An 18,440-nucleotide genomic window follows, 5' to 3' on the forward strand; every position below is an offset into this window, starting at 1 on the left:
CTTACGTATTACCCATACATAAACTAGCATAGTCAAAAGGAGACGTCTACGGTTATGAAGCAGCTTACAGAATATCGGGAAAGCCATGATGTATTGCGTCATGAGCTGAAGAATATTGAAAAATGGGAAAAGGAACAGAAGGACATTTTTTTCTGGGAAAAAATCGGCAGATGGCCTTTTATGTTGCTGGATCGGCTGACGCCCAAAGTCATTAAAGACAAGCTGGAGCAACTGCTTAATGAAATGGGTAGTTTCATTCAGAACGGCGGCAAATATTTGGTGAAGGAAGAAACGGTTCTGAACAGGCTGAAAAAGACGGCCCATGAACATGTAATTCAGCAAAATGGCGTAGATTCCGTGTCGGATACGCAGGACCTGCCTCATGCCGGGGAAAACGCTGATTCGGAACATAGTGCCGAACCTAGGTGGGAGTTGAAGCAGGCGGCTGAGCTCCCGCTAACAATCATGGATCGGACTGCTGACGATATGACGTCGGCTCGCATTACCTTTGCTACCGCTCAGGGAGCAACAACGGGAATTGGCGGTGTGTTTACGATTGCGGCGGATATTCCTCTTTTGCTCGGCTTGTCACTCAAAGTGCTTCAGGAAATAGCCTTGTGTTATGGCTTTAATCCCCATGATAAGCAGGAACGCATTTTTATTATTAAATGTATGCAATTTGCTTCATCCGATATTGTGGGTAAGAAGGCCGTATTAGAGGAGCTGGCTTTGTTTGATGATCCTTCACGTCAGGCACAGGTTTTTTCCCAGATGCAGGGATGGAGAGAGGTCATTAACACTTATCGTGACCAGTTTGGATGGAAAAAGCTGCTTCAAATGGTCCCGATTGCGGGTATTTTGTTTGGCTCCATTGCGAACCGAAGCGCTATTAGTGACGTAGCTGAAGCAGGGAAAATGCTGTATCGGAAGCGTCGGATTTTAATGCGTTTGACAGTAGTAGAGAGTGAGGAGTTACGTTAGTTGGGTATAAAGGTGTGCAGCGGCCAAAATGGCCGCCACACGTTTGCCTGTTACACTTCGGCTCCATTTTCTTCCGCCCAACGGTTCAGGGTTTTATCTGTAGGAAGCAGGAAGGTTAAGATGCCGAGCAGTGGCAAAAAGCCGCACAGGAACATGATGTGAGTGATGCCTACCTTGTCGATCCAGTTGCCGAGCACGAGTGCGCCCACACCCCCAAGGCCAAAAGCGAGGCCCGTAATGAGACCGGACACGGTCCCGATTTTGCCGGGCACGAGCATCTGCGCATATACGACTGTGACCGAAAAGCTAGACAGCATAATAAATCCGATAATTGCCAGCAGGATCGCCGTCCAGAATTGGTTGGCATAAGGTAGTGCCAGCGCGAGTGGTGCGGCTAATACCATGGACAGAAAAATCATATTGCGTTTACCAAAACGGTCCGCGAGCGGACCGCCAAAGAAGGTACCCAGCGCTCCAGCCCCGAGGAACAGGAAAATGTAAAGCTGTGCATCAGCCAATGGCATTTTAAATACTTCCATCAGGTAAAACGAATAGTAGCTTCCGACCGAGGTCGAGTACCACGAACGGACGAATACCAGTAGAATGAGGACAATCATGGCAAACATAACGCGGTTACGCACTTCGGGCTTCATGCGGCGTGCCACCGCTTTTTTGCGTGCAATGCCTTCTGTACGTAGGACGTTACCGTACCAGCGTGCGATGAACGATTGCACCACAATTCCCGCTGCCGCAATACCTGTGAACCAGATCGCGCCAAATTGTCCTAACGGGATAAAAATCCAGCTCGTGAGCATCGGCGCCAGCGATTGGCCCGCATTGCCGCCAACTTGAAAAATGGATTGTGCCAATCCCCGACGCGGCCCGGCCGCCATATGGGATACGCGCGAGCCTTCAGGGTGAAAGGCAGCCGAGCCCAGACCCACAAAGATGACTGCGATCAGCACCGCTTTATAATCGGCAGCATAGGCGAGCAACAGCATGCCAGTCAGCGTAAAGCCCATACCGATGGGAAGGATAGCGGGCGTAGGCCGTTTGTCTGAAAACAAGCCAATCACGGGCTGCATGATTGAAGCTGTAAAATTGATCGCAAATGAAATCCAGCCGATCTGCGTGTAGTTCAGGCTCATAGATTCCTTTAAGATCGGAAAGATCGCTGGAATGACCGATTGAATCGAGTCATTGAACAGATGGACGAAACTGATCGCAATCAGTATCGCAAAAACGGTGCCTTTCGCTTGTGGACCCGGGAGGGGGAGCGATCGGCCCGTTTCAGTTTTTGTAGCAGATTTACTAGTCATGGCAACCTCCGAATATGTATGTATATTTTAAGATATAGGAAGCGATCCGTTTGCAGCAAATGGCTGAAAGTGGGATAAAGGCCACCTTTACTCATTACTGCTTGCCCATCCTGCTGGATACTCTTCATTGCTCCATTTAGTTAGAATTTCTAAAATGACATATCCAAATTCAAACATTTACCATCCTCAAAACCGATATATATGTGAGTATTTTGCATAAGTCCCAAGAGCGCTTTTCAAATCAGAAATATAGAGATCGAAGTGATCTAGTTCGTCTATATAATGTATTTTTGAGCGTTGGGAATGGAATTATGCAAAATACTGATATGGAAATATAGATAGAAAAGGGGAACCACGATGAGAAAAGCAACGAAGATTTTGCTGGCAGTATCTTTGGTATGTGGAGCGGTGGTGGGAACTGCGTTAAACAATGGAGAAACAGCAGTAGCGGCAAATGTAACGACGAACAACACTTGGAAAAACGCTAAAATTACAGACGTGATCGACCGGAATAACTACATACTGGATGATGGTTCTTTATGGAGAAAGAGTATAGATGGCCCGGTTATTGAGAAATTGAATTTGAAAGGCATTACAGGCAGTAAAGACAAGAGCCAAGGTTATTATGGCTGGACTGAGGACGGGAAGGTAGCCATCTGGGATGATAACTCCGCCCCAAAAGTGACGGCTCAATCCTCAGGAGTTAAAGAAATTACAGGTGAGGGTTTGGCTATTAAAACCGATGGGACGATCTCCTGGGGAAGAGAACAGGTTGAGGGAATATCGGATGCTATAGACGGTGACAAGGTAAGTACCTACTTTACGGTTCTTACTCGATCCGGTGATGTATGGTATTCCACAGGGTACGCAGAATCTAAGCCTCGCAAGATAGGTCATGTAGATGGTGCGCTTGATATCAAAATGAGTACGGCGTATGCTGCAGTACTTAAGGAAGATGGCCATGTCACGATGCTGGATATGCTGACCAATGAACCACCGCGCGAAGTGGGAAGTGATATTGCTTCGATTTTATGGAAAAAAGGTACACATGTCTTGATTACTGTACATCATGATGGGACTGTATGGAGCTATGACCGAATGAAGAAATATCCAGCTGTGCAGCTTAGCGGGTTGTCTAATGTTGCACGGTTGGTTGATTCGCCTGACGAGCTTTTTGCACAATTAAAGGATGGCTCTTGGGTCGGCTATAAGGACGGAATCACGACTGCGCTGAGCTTGCCTACATTAACGGGTATGTCCTTGTTGACGACCTCTAAAGAGGCTGCCATCGGCGATACGATTCAATTAAATGTACAAGAGACGTATTCGAACGGTTATCGACTAACACGTCATCCCGAAGCTAGTGAGATTGAAGTGGAGAAACCGCAGGTTGCCGAGCTACAGCAGAATGGTTCCGGTACACTCAAAGTAAGGGGCATTGGAAGCACATCCGTAGCTCTGCGGACCGAAGGAATACCCTCTTCTTTTACACTAAAGGTTTCGTCCGATCAAACCTTGACCGGGGCGGCTATACTGAACGGCAATGTGTATTTGCCTGTGCAGTCTGTGTTCAAGACGCTGGGTGGATCTGTTACCGTGGCAAACCAGACCTTTACGATCAAGCTGGGTAAAAACAATATCGTACTCCAAAAAGGGAGTTCCACCGCAATGGTGAATGGTAAATCTGTTGCACTGAAGGGCAAGGTTCAAACGGTTAACGGACAGGTTGTATTCCCGGGAACATTACTGACCGATCTGAAGTTGGGCGGATTCAAATGGAATCGTGACCGTCAGCAAGGAGAATTATCTGTGGGCGCTACCAAGCTGGTCATTGAGACGCCGGAAACGGCAAAAATTATCAGAGCCATTGATCTGGGCAGTCTGTCCAAATTAATTGGCAAAACCTATTGGGTCAATAACTTCTATAGCGCTGGAGAGCGATTTGGCAAGGTAACAGTTAAAGATATCGAAGTCAGCACGGACCCGAATGGTGTTAAATCTTACGAAGTTATTTTCCAGGGGGCCAATGGCGAAACTTATGACACGTTTTCCATCATCGGAGCTTCACGCATTCCACAAATGCTGTCTGATTCCGATCAATTTCTGACTTACGATCCGTACAAGAAATACCAATGGTCGCAAGCCATCTGGAACAAGATTAAAAATAATGAGGTAAGCTTGGGCATGAATACGACGCAGGTGCAGTTCGCATGGGGAAACCCAACAGTCAGAGAAAAGGGGGCTGCTTCAAACGGAACTCAAGTCGAAGCCTGGGTATACGGCAACCGTAGTCTTTATTTCAAGGCGGTAGCTTTCGTGAATGGCAAAGTCATAGAAGTATGGCTGTAGGGTAGCTGGTTTTCTATAACGGTTTGAACGAGGTGTCTCCAGAGTCGTATATACGGCTCTTGGGATGCCTTTTTTTCATTTAACAAAACTAAGCTCTTGATTTAACAAACTTAAGATATGATTCTTTATGTCATACATCTTGTTATTTAGATAATAGCTCCGTAGAGAAAGTATGAAGAGCACAAGAGAAGAGAGGATCTGATTTGAGAATGAAATCGCTAAGGAAACCATTATCAGTTGCATTACTATCTTTACCATTACTTCTAGGTTCCCTGGGTGGAAGTTATGCGAGTGCGGCAACCCTACCAACAACGGTAACTCCAACAGAACCGTCATGGGGATACTTCGTAGATCATTATAAAAATAATAGTTCTGCAAATAAGACGGAAAGCTCTAATCCGACTCTCGGATTGCTCTCCGAATTTAATAAGCTTTGGACTCCCGGTGCTACTTGGGATACAGGTACCAAGCTAAACAGCAGCGTGCTGGACGCCAATATTCAAAAAGTGATTGATATAGCTGCCCGTCGCACTTCCAGTGAGGCTGATGCAGCTTATTTGGATGATCGCAGAAACCAGAGCTACAGTGTGATCGACGGTCTAGGTTCGCTCACTGATGTATATCGAAAGAATGCAGGTGCCACGACAACGATCAACGACATTCCGGCAGATGCCCTGACTAAGAAATACGAAGATGAGGGAACGAATGCTGGGAGTACAAGCTCCAATCTCAGCAATATCGTAAATCTGGTAAATACCTTGCGCGGGGAATACTCTACGACGAACCCGGCTAAGTCTTATTTTAGCTACCCTCGCCCATTTCGCTGGAGCGATAACTCAGTGGTTGTTCCGAGCCTTATTCCCGCTCTCAAAGCTGATGCTACTAGCGATGGCGGCTTTCCTAGCGGTCATACCAATGCTGCGTATCTCAGTTCTATTGCTATGGCCTATGCCGTGCCGGAGCGTTATCAGGAACTGCTGACGCGAGCTTCGGAGCTGGGCAATAACCGTGTTGTTGCTGGTATGCATTCCCCGCTTGATGTTATGGGAGGACGTGTCATGGCAACAGCGATGGCTGCTGCTATCCTGTCTGATCCAGCCAATAGCAGTTTGAAGAAAGCGGCTTATCAGGATGCTCGCAAACAACTGCTGTCCCAAAAAGGTTCAGCTCCAGATCGGTTCAGCAATTATGTCACAAACAAAAAAAATTATAATCAACGATTAACATACGGATTCAGTCAGGTTAATCCAACTACGACACCAATGACAGTGCCTAAGGGAGCTGAGGTATTGTTGGAGACACGCTTGCCTTACCTGGATAGCACACAACGTCGTTGGGTTTTGGCTACTACAGGGATTCCTTCCGGGTATCCTGTACTTGATGATGCTGAGGGATGGGGACGATTGAACCTGTTTTCAGCTGCGGATGGCTACGGCGCTTTCGCCAATAATGTGACGGTGAATATGGATGCTTCCAAAGGCGGTTTCAATGCATTGGATCGCTGGCGCAATAATATCTCTGGTGTTGGAAAGCTGACTAAAAAGGGAACAGGTACGTTGAAGCTAATGGGCAACAATACGTATTCCGGGGGTACACAGATCGACCAAGGTACTTTGGAGGGAACTTCGGAAACGGCTTTCGGAAGTGGTGGAATTACGAATAACGGGGGAACTTTTCTTAAAAATGCCTCTGGAAAGCTGATTATTGGCGGAAATTACAGACAATCTGCCAAGGGAACACTTGAGCTTAACCTGCGCAGTAAAAATGATGTGCTCAAAATAAAAGGAACAGCTATACTCAACGGAAAATTACGTCTGAATTTTTCTAACAAATATGTACCGGCTAATGGTGCTACGATCTTAACTTATGCTAAACGAAATGGCGCATTTTCTTCCATTGAAACGGTAGGTTTACCAACCAATTATAAAGTGAAGGTTATCTATACAGCTAACAGTGTTCATTTGAAAGTCACTAAGTAAAACATAATTAGTTCGCTATATAACAATTGAAGTGCACCTTTAAAATACATGGGGATAAACCAGAAGGTTATCCCAACGTGTATTCTAGGGGTGCACTTTATGGTTTAAGGATAGGGAGTATCAACTTAACGGTTATCGATCTTTTCCGGGTACATATCATGGTTCATCATGCGGTGCTCCGCTATCTTTTCATACTTCGTTCCTGGCTTGCCGTAGTTGGTATACGGGTCGATAGAGATGCCACCGCGTGGCGTGAATTTGCCCCATACTTCAATGTAGCGAGGGTCCATCAGCTTAATCAAGTCATTCATGATGATATTGACGCAGTCTTCATGGAAATCGCCATGGTTACGGAAGCTGAACAGGTACAGCTTAAGGGATTTGCTTTCTACCATTTTAATATCGGGAATGTAGCTGATGTAGATGGTTGCAAAATCAGGCTGTCCTGTAATCGGGCACAGGCTGGTGAACTCCGGGCAATTGAACTTTACAAAATAATCCCGATACGGATGTTTATTATCAAAGCTTTCGAGAATGGCGGGATCATAGGCAAACGTGTATTGTGTGCCTTGATTGCCAAGTAGGGTAACGTCGGTCATTTCTTCGGGTGTTCTTCCGGTCATATGGATGAGGCTCCTTAAGTTTAGTTTGGTAAAAGAGAGAGGGAGTTATGGTGATGGGGAGGTCGCTCCGCGAAGGATTTGAGCTTCCGATCGCTGTTGAAATGGGATTCTTTCTGATAAGATGAAAGATATAGGTTAGAATCCCATTTCAAAGGCGAACGCTATCGCTTCTCCAGCTTCAATTCCTCCGCTTCGCTGCCGACCGCCGTCAACACCATAAAGTCCCTGCTTGTTTACCTGTAGGTTGGGGCAGAAGTGAATAATGCTCGCTCCTATATGAAAGGAGCGTTATTTTGCGAGAAACCCCGCCCTCACGGACGAGGGTTTCTCTTTTGGATGTCGAGGATGTACTTCGACTAATTTGGTGTAACTTGTGTATCACATACAGTTCATACGGAATATATTACATATAAGTGTTATACGCCGCGTTTGTTGCCCCATACGAGGGTGTGGAGCTGTGGGAGTACTCTTACGTCGTTTAGTCGGGAATCGTCCATGACACGGTCGATAAGCCATTCATAACGATGGAGTAGGGACTCCGCAATCTGTCCGGTGTTCTCCGTGTTTACATCTGGATTACCCGTCTGGAGGAACAGCGGTACGTGTGGATAGCGCTCGTGAACGGTGCGGGCGTAGGCAAGATCGGTGTCATCGAAGATGACGACCTTCAAGCTGCAAGCTCCAGTATAGAGCCGCGCAGATTCATTAGCGGGTTCCTTCAAGCCTGTTGCGGTTGGGACGTTGGACGTAGCTCGGGGCTCACCAGCCATCTTCCGGTTCGACAGACGGGCGACGATATCATCCAGCACATCCCAGTTGGTCGTCATACCCGAGCTAGGTGGCTTCGGGGATAGGGTTACCTCATCGATATCGTACAGCCATTCCTGCCAGCGGGAGCCTTGTGTTTCGACAGCGGTGGCAATGCCTTGGCTCCGTAGCAGGGTGATTAGCTCCCCAAGCTGCGGCAGCAGGGCAGGATTGCCTCCAGAAAGGGTCACATGCGAAAACCGTTCGCCACCGATGGCCTTCAGCTCCTGCCAAATGTCAGTGGCACTCAGACGACGGATCTGATCCTTGGCGCTGCCGTCCCAGGTAAAGGCAGAGTCACACCACGAGCAATGGTAATCGCAGCCTGCGGTACGAACAAACATCGTCTTACGACCAATGACCATCCCTTCGCCCTGAACGGTGGGTCCAAACACCTCCAGTACGGGAATAGGGGCTATTTGGGTCCCGTGGGAGGCTATCATGGGTTGGTGAGTAGTCACGGTATTACTCATCGAGCATCCACTCCCGTCGGAACTCGGCGTAGCTGGTAGGTGTCTCGAACAACCGTACAAACTCGGTACGTCCACCTTCGACACGGTTGCAGTATGCATCCGAGGTCAAGGCGGACTCCATTTGTTCAAAGATCCAGACGACCATATTTTCCGCCGTTGTATTCATTGGAGGAAGCGTCTCATTCAAGTAACGATGGTCCAGAAAAGGTTCAATCCGCTCTTTCCAGATCGTTTTGATGTCACCAAAATCCAGCGTTAGACCCGTTTCGCCGGGTATACCGCTTATGCCAAAAACGACGATGTAGGTATGACCGTGCAGATTTTTGCATTTGCCTTCATAGCAGTGCAAATGATGTGCTGCATCGAATGTAAATTGTTTGCTGACTAGTACACGTTTGCGGTGATAACGCAGCTGAGAGTGCTCAATGTCTGTCCCGAACTGCTGGAGCTTGTCGACAATGCGGAAGGTACCTGGCTCACGCATGACCTTCAACTCCTTGGGAGGAAGCTCCGCGCATCACGAGATATTGCTCGAGTCCAGCACGGCGAAGTTTGCAAGCAGGGCATTCGCCACAGCCGTCGCCAATGACGCCGTTATAGCACGTTAGTGTACGTGTTTTTACAAATTCAAAAGCTTTCAGCTCATCGGCCATCTGCCAGGTTTCGGCCTTGTTCAGCCACATGAGCGGGGTATGAATCACAAAGGGATAGTCCATCGAAAGGTTCAGTGTGACGTTCAGCGATTTGATAAAAGAATCCCGGCAATCGGGATAGCCGCTGAAATCCGTCTCACAAACGCCTGTAATCAAGTGACGCGCTCCTTTTTGCTTGGCGAGAACTCCCGCGAAGCTCAGGAACAGAAGGTTGCGACCATCTACAAAGGTGCTAGGCAGTTCGCCTTCCTGTTGTGTAATGTCAATGTCGGTACGTGTGAGGGCATTAGGGGCTAGTTGATTAAGCAGGCTCATATCCAGTACCGTTTGTGGAACACCCAGTTCACGGGCGATTCCAGCGGCTACTTCGATTTCCTGCTTGTGGCGTTGACCATAATCGAACGTCACGGTTTCTACTTCAGCAAAATGTTTTTTTGCCCAAAATAAACAGGTTGTGCTGTCTTGGCCGCCGCTGAATACGACGACCGCTTTTTCGTTTGCAAACATAAAAAAACCTCTCGATCTTCTTGGAATGGTGCAAGACACGGAGTCTTGTCACTTGGAAGAAGGAGAGTTCTTGAACCGACTTCAACAAAAAACAGGCCTTGCCCCGCGAATTCATTTTTCTTGCGGAGGACAAAGCATCGTTAGTTTTTTATAGAGGGAGTTCGCGAACCTCTCCCATGCATGACGCATGGACTTTCTTCATTAGTATCTGCCACGAGGACAGACGGCTTTAGCATTGTCATTATAGCATGGCAGGGCTATTTGATAAACACTCCACCAAATGGAATGACTTCCCGTAAAAAGCGCTTGATCACGCCATCGTCGTTCATATCCTGTTGGAGCCGTCGATGATGTTCCCCGGCATGGAATAGTACGGTACCCTGTCCGGTCATTTTAAAATGATAGTTCATATGCTGGCTGGCCAGATGGTTGCCGTACACGGTCAACTCCAGTTTGGCGTTTTCGGGATAGGCAATGACGCTGCTCGCATCCACATATATCGGCTCTGTCGGATGAAGCTGTTCTTGACATACCAATCCCTGCGTCAAAAGACCGATTTGACCCACACCGTCAAATTTCATTTTTATAACATCGCGGCTAAACAACATGTTTTTCATGCTTAGCAGCTTGGTACGCATTTGAATACCGGAGCTGTACCAGAACAGGTTGCGAAAATCGTATAACAGATCATCGCTTCCTTCAAGCTTAATCATTTTTAGACTAAAGCCAGGTGGAAGTGCGGCAATTAGGCGACAAGCTCCGGTGAAATCGGCCTGAATCAGTTTGTGTTTGCGATACATGCCCTTAATGTTCATTAGTTTATCACTACGGCCTGAGCTGGGTCCGCGGTATGCGATGATTTGCTGCGGATGCAGAACGTGCAGCTTTTCTCCTTCCGCCAGATCGAGCGTTACGACCGAACCGACGCTTTCATCATGGTGTTGTCCTGCTTGTATGTCCATTCAGACCTTTCATCCTTTCAGGCAGTTAGTATCTTCCCGAACGTCGACGCATCCCGTAACGCAACAGTCGGATACCGATAAAATAACCGGCCAGCAGAATTATAGCTGTGATGATGAGCATTTTATTTCGGTGTGAAGCCTGATCGCGCTGGGTTTGAAGATTTTTTAATTCTGTGACAGTGTCAGTCAGCTTGCGGTTTTGCTCCAGTAATTGGGCGTTTTGCTCTTGATAGGCTTCTAAGCTGTTACGGGCCTTCTCCAGATCCTCCTGTGTTTGTCGGTAGCTTTCCTTGAGCTGATACACATCACCGGGTAACCGCGAAAATTGCTCGAAGCCTTGGTACACATCATCCCAATAAGCAGCATGTACTTCGGGTACACGAGTTATCCCAAAAATAAACAAAAGTGCTATAGCAGCGCAGACAATGCGGCGGTACAAAGCAAAACGACAAGTTGGTCGTGCCAAGAGATGTTCCCCCTTTTGATAAACCAAGATGTTAGATGATACAGATCATTACCCATATGACATGGTTACGTATAATATAACGATTCGGATGCAGATTTTAGAATAAACAGACGACAAATATGGGGAAAATGTTTTCAAAAAAAGTCGATATATTAGTTTAAGTGTACCTTAAAACGGGTATATCAAGGAAGCGGCAACATTCCGGCATTTTTCCCAGCATACGAGTAAAGAACGATCCGCACCTGATCAGGGGCTTAAGTTGAATAAATGAACTGAAATATATTAAAAATTGATATAAAAGGAGATTTTGCAAGATGAATGAGAGAGAACAAAACTATAAAACTTTAAAAATCACTGTAAATGGAAAGCCGTTATCAAAGGATCTCGTCGTAGATAGCACTACTTTTGCTCCTATATCTGATATTTGCACAAAAACGAATGTTTCTTTAACAGAAACTACAATCTCATAAGTTTAAATATAGAAGTAGACTATAATATGGCCCGGCATACGCCGGGCTATTTTTGCGCATTCATGTAATTCAAATGGTTTAAAATGTTATTTACCAAACTAGGTCCCCCTTCATAAAGATTCCCATGTATAATTTTCACAATCAAACATACGTTCCCTGACAATATAGTGTCAGATAACACTGTTAATTTAGAGTTACATGTTCTTTTAGGGGGAATTTACCAGTGGTGAAGTCAATGCTCAATGTAACGTACACATGGGACAAAGAGTCTATATCTGCGAATGGGTCCAAACAAGTAAATCTACTGATAGAATGGGGCTATGGAGCTATACGCAAAAGAAAAGGAAATCTAATACCGAAAGCAGCGGGATGTGACCTTCAACTCCAGTTCATTCCAGAAAACGGGGTAAGTCTATTAAAAGCTGAAGGGGTAAGGCTCGGTTTTAAACGCTCGGAAAACGGAGATAGCATGTTTGTTCACTGTGGTGATGTAAGGCGGGGAAAATATAGACAGGCTATTTTGACGTTTTCTATACCGGCTCACTCGTCCGGAAGACATACGATTGGAATGATGGAGTGGAGCTGGCGCAAGCCATCGCAGGAAAAGCGAACGCTGATCCGGACAGACCAGCTCTACATTCATTTTACGCATCATCTTGGTCTGCTGAGCATTCCATCCAACCCGAAGGTGGAAAAATACATAAAACTGAATGAGACGCCTCCTATTGTAAAAAAGGCATTGCGTATGTACGAGAAAGGGGAATATGAGCAAGGGGCGTTCATCCTTACCAGACAAGCAGATGAATTACTTATACGTGCAGCAAGAAGCGATGATATGGACTACCTGCAGGAAGCCGAGTTGCTTCTGGCTATACGTAATAAATGGAGTGGTACTTTTGTATCATTTACAGCGTATAGTTCTAAAGTCTTTTTTAATAAGGCGATATCGCTAGAAGATGTTCGTTTTACTGAAAATGATACTTTGAGATAGGCAATTATGCTAGTTTATTTGTGTAATATAGTGAGTCTAATTTACTATCTTTTTGTAAAGGAGAGACTTCCTTGACTGATCGGTTGATACGTTTAATGCGGATTATTACTATTGTTCAGGCAAATCCAGGGATATTGGCAAGAGAGCTTGCCGAACGTTGTGAAACATCAGAACGTACCATATACCGAGATATGGAGGCGCTAAGCGCTATGCATATACCGATTACGAATATGGGGCATGGCAAGGGGTACATTTTTATTAGCAATTTTGCTTTGTATCCTCTAAATTGGACGGAAGAAGAGGCAGAGGCTTTTACTAAGCTGGGAGAGATTATGGAAACGGTAAAGCCTCTTTTACCGCCAGCTTTTGAAAGTGCTTATGAGAAAGTGATGGCCTCTAGTCAGAAAAAAAAGATGGACCAGACGAGCTTCGCGCAGGAAATGAAAAATATTGTCCGGCTCGGCTCGACACTTGATCGGGAAAACCAGCCCTATCTGCTCAGGCTGATTGTTTTAGCGAGTCTTACGCAGCAGACGATTGAAGCGGAATACAGCTCACCTCAAAATGAAGATGTATCACTCGTTCAGGTGGATCCTTATTGTTTGGTTCCGCAGGATCGGCGATTCTATATGCTTGGTTTTTGTCACAAGCAATCCGCGATGAGAACCTTTCGGATCAGTCGATTTCGGAACATGAGAATTTTGCCGTATACGTTTCAAAAAAATACAACTGAAATGGAAATGTTTTTTAAAGGGACCTGGTCGGTGACCAAAGGAAATCAGAATATCCGGTTTGTGGTACGTTTTTCTGCCGAGTCTGTATATCGGGTCAAAGAAGAGGAGCTGTTCATCAAGCCTTTTCTTAGGGATTTGCCGGATGGAAGTTTGTTGTTTGAGGTGACGGTCAATCATGACCGTGAATTTTTGGATTGGCTCACTTCCTATGGAGCTGAGGCCGAGATCCTGGAGCCTTTACGGTACCGCAAACGAATGCAAGAAATGCTGCGGACCTGGGGGACATTCTATTTCGATAAAAAGGCAGGGAATCAAGAATAACAGGGGGAGATCCCCCGGAACGGGCCGGGGAGCTATCCGCTTAACGGTCCTTAAACAGGTTGGCGAGATTGCCAAAAGGACTGTACTGCTCCTGTTCTTCTTCTGGTGAGGAGTAGACGAGCTTCGATCCACGGCTTTCCTCATCGTCAGCAGCATTATGAACTAATGTAATACGATCAAAATGGTACATGAAAACCTGAGCGGTGTTCACGGCATCATCCAGTGCCCGGTGTTGTTGACCGTCAAAGTCAATGTTGCACAATTCCAGCGCCTGAGACAAGCTCAACTGACGGTATTTTCCATTGGAACCAAACAGACGGGAAATCTGCTTCTGTATATCATTTGTATTATGAATCCATCCGAGATCTACATGATGGGTACGACAATGGGATACCAGCTTCTGACGGTCATCCGGGCCCCATGCGCATAAATAATAAGGGGAATCCGTACCGAGCCAGGCTATGAATTCCTTCACAGCTTCAGGAAATAGTGGAGCGGCATCAATATCTCGTTGAGTAATACCCGTGAACTGAACGGTATCTGTAGAGAGTACAGGCCGATTCGAGGGTCTTACAAAACTGTGAAACGTATCCGCAACGTATAGGCCATCGTCTCCCTGAACAACTTTGACGGCACCAATATCAATGATTTCGGAGGAATATCTGGCGTTGCGGCTAACAGTAAATTCAAGATCGTAAATAATATATTGCATTTCAGGACTCCTTTCACACATATAACTGATCCCGATGGGTATCGGGACGAATGTTCTCTGCCCGAATGACTCTTCTCCATCATACCTCTCGGTTCACAACTTGTCAGCGGTTAAAAGGTTTGCTTTTAAAAAAAATATGCGATGTCCAAATGAGCTTGGACTATCGCATATCTAAAAACGCCTGACATACAGCAGCATCCGAAACCACTAGGATTCCGGATGCTGCTTTTGCTAGCTATTGAATTAGGCCGGGAGGTCTAACTTTTGTCCCGGATAAATGCGGTGAGGATTCTTCAACTTATTCAACTGCTGAAGCTGTTGCCAGGTGGTACCATGTTTGCGGGAAATGTCATACAGCGTATCCCCGGATTTCACAACATATACATGGTTATTTGTAACTTGTGCAGAATTTGATGTCTGCTGTGGCTCGGCTGTTTGAGACTTTGCCGGCGCCGGTTTTGCGGGTGCTGGTTTCGCAGCCGGTGTAGGAACGGGTTGCGGCTTTTCCTGCACAGGTGCAGGTGTTGCGGTTGAGGCAGACGGCCCAGCTTGTGTGGCAGGGACAGAAGTTTTACCGTCAGCCTTGGCTTCTTGAATGCGACCGTCCGCTTGTACTTGCAGGCTAGCGGAGCCGACCTTTTGCATATAGCGGATTAACGCCTCATCAAGCGAGCCGAACATACCTGCTTGTGGATATTTAGCGAACATCGTATATTGGTCACCACCTACGGCAGTAAAATCATTGGTGGCCAGTGTGTATGTTGCCTCAGGATCAAGTGTTTTTCCGCCGATCAGGATGGAATGAACACGGCTGCCTTTGGCTGCTGATGTGTCTATTTTGAAGGTGATACCTGATACCTGTGGGAAACCTCCGCTTGGCTCTGGATAGGAGGCTGTACCATTTTCCAGTGCGGCCTGAATGTCAGAGCCCTTCACTTTCAGGGTAACGATCTGGTTGCCGAAGGGCAGTACAGTGATGATGTCTCCCTTGGTTACCGTTCCCGTCTTGATGGAAGCCCGGATGCCGCCACCATTCGTTAAAGCCACGTCTGCTCCCGAAACGTCACGCATAGCATCGGTGAGCAAGTCACCGAGATTGGTTTCACTTGCACGTACCTTTTCGCGTGCTCCTTCCAAATCCACACTCGTTTGCGTTACAACCTCTTTAAGAATAGGTTCCTGGTCCTTTTGAATGGAGGCGATCAATGCAGCAATCTCAGCGTTGGGCTGAACATCGACTGCTTGAGTCGAATCAATCAGCTTGGCTTGCTTTTGCGTAACCTTACCGCCGTCGACCCATAAGTCCACAACACCCAGATACTTGGTGTATTCACCTGCGCTAGCGATCAATGTACCATTGTCACTAACCAAGCCTTTTTCCAGTACGGTATGGCTGTGTCCATCGATGAAAATATCAATGCCAGGCACTTCCTTAACAACCTTGAGGCTGGTGTCCTTACTAGACGCATCCTGCCCCAGATGACCAAGAACAACAACGACATCTACTTTGCTGCGGATTTCATCAACAGCCGCTTTGGCCTCAGCCGCAGGATCGGTGAATTGAATACCCTCAACATTTTTGGGATTGGTCTTATATGCCGTTTCTGGCGTAGTCAGACCGATAATACCGATTTTAACGCCGTCCACTTCTTTAATAATATAGGGTTCGAACAAACGTGTTCCGTCTGTTTGTTTAATATTGGCGCTAAGCATAGGGAACTGAATTTCCTTACTTAGCTCAACAAGATGCTTCCAACCATAATTAAACTCGTGGTTACCCGGAACCATAGCATCATAGCGCAGCTTGTTAATCACTTTCACAATACTTTCACCGTTAACCAAAGTAGCGAAGGTCGTTCCGTGAACGGTATCCCCGTCATCCAGCAGTAGTGTATTGGGATTGGAAGCCCGGTACTGATCAATGATACCCGCCAGCTTGGCGAATCCCATTTCCTTGTCGTTCGCGACCACGTGGGCATGGGTATCGTTCGTATGTAGGATGGTGATGTGTTTACCGCTGACTGGAGTCGTTGCCGTTCCCGCTGTTCCCACATTGGTTGCTGGGTCTGCTGCTGCTGTACCGAGACACCCAAGTAAAAGCGCGGCAGTCGTCAGGATTGACGAGAGTTTTTTCCATGAGTTCATGTTGTTCCTTCAACCTCCCATAAAATGAATGAATTAGAGAAACCGCTTACGACCACATTTTATCAGATGATTGTAAAAATAACTTCTATTTTATATCAAAGCATTAAATTTTTTTGATATATCGGTTGTTAAATCTATCGTCTAGTTACCTATATTATAGAGGAAGTAATCAACAGCAGCGCACAGAATGAGAACTAATGTTCTGATTTATGATTAAAAAAAAGGGCAGTCTCTTTGGGCAGCCCGATCCGGGGTAAATAGTGATCCAACGTTTCGTCAGCTAGTGGCGGTTTTCCTTCACTCAGCAAAAGCACGGCAAACCGATTGGCCTGCTGTTCAAATTTTCCTGGGGAAAAGTAGGAATGCTCCTCCATAAAAAAGCGGCTAATGCCTTTATGCAGTCGGTCATGTCCCAATTCATGCGCACAGACGAACCGTTCCCATTCGGGTGTGAGGCCATTGTGGATAACGATAAATCTTCTACGCAGCTTGTGGTAATACAGCCCTTTGGTTGTGGGGCCTAGATCGCAGTATCGGATATGGATACCTAGGGCTTTCGCAATATCGAAGGGGCAGTTGGTACGGTATTTTCGGACAAGTCTGTGAATGAGTTCGTTCATACGCTCACCTGCTATCCCTGATCTTTGCCCGTTCGGGGCTCTTTGGGCTTTTTATGTTTGTTCATCTGCTTGGCTTCCCAGAACAGACCTGTCAGCACGTCCTTAATCCGTTGACGATCTTTTTCATCCAGCGGAATGCCATCGAACATTAATTCGTCGTCTTCCTCCAGCATTTTTTTAAAATCCCGGCGGTCTTTAGAGGTTGCCCATTCCGGCACAGTAGAACGATAAAGTTCATGTGGACTTGGCTCCATTGAATCATCGTCTCCCCAATATCCGGCGGCCTTCATCATTTCGGTATAGGATACGCTAAGCGCGTCCGCTATTTTGCGGAGAGTAGAGGGTTTGGGAATTCCGCGCAGTCCATTTTCAATGCGGGAAATTTGTGAATTGCTAATACCTGCGGCATCTGCCAATTGGTTGATGCTCCATTGTTTGTGCTCACGCTGCTGCTTTAAGTAAGTTCCGAATGCTGGCTGTTCCACAATGGGGGCTCCTTTCTGCAAGAGAATCATAGATATTAGTTTTATTATACCATTAGGTAAATAGTAAAAGCACGTAATATGCCAAAAGGCATAGGAAAATGAAGCGAATATCCTGTTATTGGAGGTATACTGCTTTTTTTGACGATGGATACCTATCCTAAATAATGTTATGTTATACTCAAGATACGAACAAAAGGGGAACAAATTGTAAACACGAGCGTTTTTCTATTTCAGGATTTTGCAAAATTCGATTCCAGTCGCTTCGAAGTGCAAAATCCTCATTTAAAAATACATCATTGTCAAAAGGCATAAGATAAGGAGTGTTGCTTTACATGAGAAATAACTTACCCGAATTGGACCGTCGCAAAACGCAGAATGCATTGGAGGGTGTGTTTGAGAAATACCGGATTTATAAAACGATTACTTTTATGGATCGGGAGAGCTTTATTACTGCTGGCTATACGGATCGCCCGAACGGACCAACGAATGTGACAAGCGATCCAACGGCTCGGACAGCCGTATATAATGTAGATGCTCCTGCCGCCCGCTTGGCCTACTGCGAAATGGTGGATGCGGTAGTGAGTCGCTTGAATGAACGCGAACAGCTGCTCATCCGTGAACGTTATTTAAAGGATGACGATGTGTTTGATTACAAGGTTTACAATTATGTGTTAGACCCGCCAGTCAGCAAGGATACGTATACGAAGCTTCGTACGCGTGCTTTTTACAAAATGGCGCTTGCGCTGGCGGACCAAGGCGTTTTGAATCTGGCAGGCTTACAGAAGGGCGCGGATCGAAAACTGGGTTAATGTAATAATTATCTACTTGTTCTCATTTCTATTT

The 18,440-nt window shown here is 46.3% G+C and carries 18 protein-coding genes and 1 riboswitch; of the genes, 7 read left to right on the top strand and 11 right to left on the bottom strand.

The features are described 5' to 3' along the window. Positions 1-54 precede the first annotated feature (54 nt). Positions 55-981, top strand: coding sequence for an EcsC family protein (locus tag WA407_RS10025; RefSeq protein ID WP_336077298.1), 927 nt, complete (start codon positions 55-57; stop codon positions 979-981). A 50-nt stretch (positions 982-1,031) separates the two neighbouring features. On the opposite strand, the gene WA407_RS10030 is transcribed toward WA407_RS10025, so the two are convergent. Further along, the gene (locus WA407_RS10030; protein ID WP_235307549.1) at positions 1,032-2,300 is read right to left on the bottom strand and encodes an MFS transporter; all 1,269 of its coding nucleotides are present in this window, start codon (positions 2,298-2,300) and stop codon (positions 1,032-1,034) included. 357 nt (positions 2,301-2,657) lie between these two features. Between WA407_RS10030 and WA407_RS10035 the strand changes: the two genes are divergently transcribed. Beyond that, the gene (locus tag WA407_RS10035) at positions 2,658-4,649 is read left to right on the top strand and encodes a copper amine oxidase N-terminal domain-containing protein (RefSeq protein ID WP_336077299.1); all 1,992 of its coding nucleotides are present in this window, start codon (positions 2,658-2,660) and stop codon (positions 4,647-4,649) included. Between the two features lie 209 nt (positions 4,650-4,858). Then, a complete protein-coding gene (locus WA407_RS10040; protein ID WP_336077300.1) occupies positions 4,859-6,628 on the top strand; it encodes an acid phosphatase in 1,770 nt (589 codons plus the stop codon). Positions 6,629-6,753: 125 nt separating this feature from the next. Here the strand turns inward: WA407_RS10040 and queF are convergent, their stop codons facing one another. The 6 genes from queF to WA407_RS10070 form a co-directional block, all read right to left on the bottom strand. Further along, positions 6,754-7,251: a preQ(1) synthase gene (gene queF / locus WA407_RS10045; RefSeq protein WP_307348252.1), complete on the bottom strand. Its 498-nt coding sequence runs from the start codon at positions 7,249-7,251 to the stop codon at positions 6,754-6,756. 416 nt (positions 7,252-7,667) lie between these two features. Beyond that, positions 7,668-8,531 (bottom strand): 7-carboxy-7-deazaguanine synthase QueE, encoded by an 864-nt coding sequence (queE, locus tag WA407_RS10050; RefSeq protein ID WP_254329357.1) that lies wholly within the window; start codon positions 8,529-8,531, stop codon positions 7,668-7,670. Beyond that, positions 8,524-9,015, bottom strand: coding sequence for a 6-carboxytetrahydropterin synthase QueD (gene queD / locus WA407_RS10055; protein ID WP_025720580.1), 492 nt, complete (start codon positions 9,013-9,015; stop codon positions 8,524-8,526). Before queD ends, queE begins: the two co-directional genes overlap by 8 nt. Continuing rightward, on the bottom strand, positions 9,008-9,691 hold the full coding sequence (gene queC / locus WA407_RS10060; protein ID WP_254329356.1) for a 7-cyano-7-deazaguanine synthase QueC: 684 nt from the start codon (positions 9,689-9,691) through the stop codon (positions 9,008-9,010). Before queC ends, queD begins: the two co-directional genes overlap by 8 nt. A gap of 134 nt (positions 9,692-9,825) precedes the next feature. Then, positions 9,826-9,869: riboswitch (PreQ1 riboswitch) on the bottom strand. Positions 9,870-9,948: 79 nt separating this feature from the next. Further along, positions 9,949-10,653, bottom strand: a complete 705-nt coding sequence (locus tag WA407_RS10065; protein WP_013309110.1) for an AIM24 family protein — start codon at positions 10,651-10,653, stop codon at positions 9,949-9,951. A gap of 25 nt (positions 10,654-10,678) precedes the next feature. Next, positions 10,679-11,119 carry a hypothetical protein gene (locus WA407_RS10070; protein ID WP_023987365.1) on the bottom strand — a complete coding sequence of 147 codons (441 nt, stop codon included), beginning with the start codon at positions 11,117-11,119 and terminating at the stop codon, positions 10,679-10,681. A gap of 314 nt (positions 11,120-11,433) precedes the next feature. On the opposite strand from WA407_RS10070, the gene WA407_RS10075 reads away from it, so the two are divergent. From WA407_RS10075 to WA407_RS10085, 3 genes are all read left to right on the top strand, one after another. Further along, positions 11,434-11,589, top strand: a complete 156-nt coding sequence (locus WA407_RS10075) for a hypothetical protein (protein WP_165176511.1) — start codon at positions 11,434-11,436, stop codon at positions 11,587-11,589. A 223-nt stretch (positions 11,590-11,812) separates the two neighbouring features. Further along, positions 11,813-12,580: a hypothetical protein gene (locus tag WA407_RS10080; RefSeq protein WP_061831177.1), complete on the top strand. Its 768-nt coding sequence runs from the start codon at positions 11,813-11,815 to the stop codon at positions 12,578-12,580. A 71-nt stretch (positions 12,581-12,651) separates the two neighbouring features. Next, positions 12,652-13,635 (top strand): helix-turn-helix transcriptional regulator, encoded by a 984-nt coding sequence (locus WA407_RS10085; protein WP_061831176.1) that lies wholly within the window; start codon positions 12,652-12,654, stop codon positions 13,633-13,635. A 40-nt stretch (positions 13,636-13,675) separates the two neighbouring features. On the opposite strand, the gene WA407_RS10090 is transcribed toward WA407_RS10085, so the two are convergent. From WA407_RS10090 to WA407_RS10105, 4 genes are all read right to left on the bottom strand, one after another. Beyond that, a complete protein-coding gene (locus tag WA407_RS10090) occupies positions 13,676-14,347 on the bottom strand; it encodes a 3'-5' exonuclease (RefSeq protein WP_061831175.1) in 672 nt (223 codons plus the stop codon). A gap of 243 nt (positions 14,348-14,590) precedes the next feature. Further along, positions 14,591-16,492, bottom strand: coding sequence for a 5'-nucleotidase C-terminal domain-containing protein (locus WA407_RS10095; protein WP_336077301.1), 1,902 nt, complete (start codon positions 16,490-16,492; stop codon positions 14,591-14,593). Positions 16,493-16,686: 194 nt separating this feature from the next. After that, entirely contained in the window at positions 16,687-17,112 is a 426-nt protein-coding gene (locus WA407_RS10100; protein WP_061831173.1) for an ImmA/IrrE family metallo-endopeptidase, read from the bottom strand. Positions 17,113-17,123: 11 nt separating this feature from the next. Further along, positions 17,124-17,597, bottom strand: coding sequence for a helix-turn-helix domain-containing protein (locus WA407_RS10105; RefSeq protein ID WP_061831172.1), 474 nt, complete (start codon positions 17,595-17,597; stop codon positions 17,124-17,126). Positions 17,598-17,929: 332 nt separating this feature from the next. Between WA407_RS10105 and WA407_RS10110 the strand changes: the two genes are divergently transcribed. Next, positions 17,930-18,406 carry an ArpU family phage packaging/lysis transcriptional regulator gene (locus WA407_RS10110; RefSeq protein ID WP_013309118.1) on the top strand — a complete coding sequence of 159 codons (477 nt, stop codon included), beginning with the start codon at positions 17,930-17,932 and terminating at the stop codon, positions 18,404-18,406. Positions 18,407-18,440 lie beyond the last annotated feature (34 nt).

Origin of the sequence: Paenibacillus sp. 203, from assembly GCF_037027525.1 — a bacterium.
In the GTDB taxonomy this organism is placed as follows: domain Bacteria; phylum Bacillota; class Bacilli; order Paenibacillales; family Paenibacillaceae; genus Paenibacillus; species Paenibacillus polymyxa_B.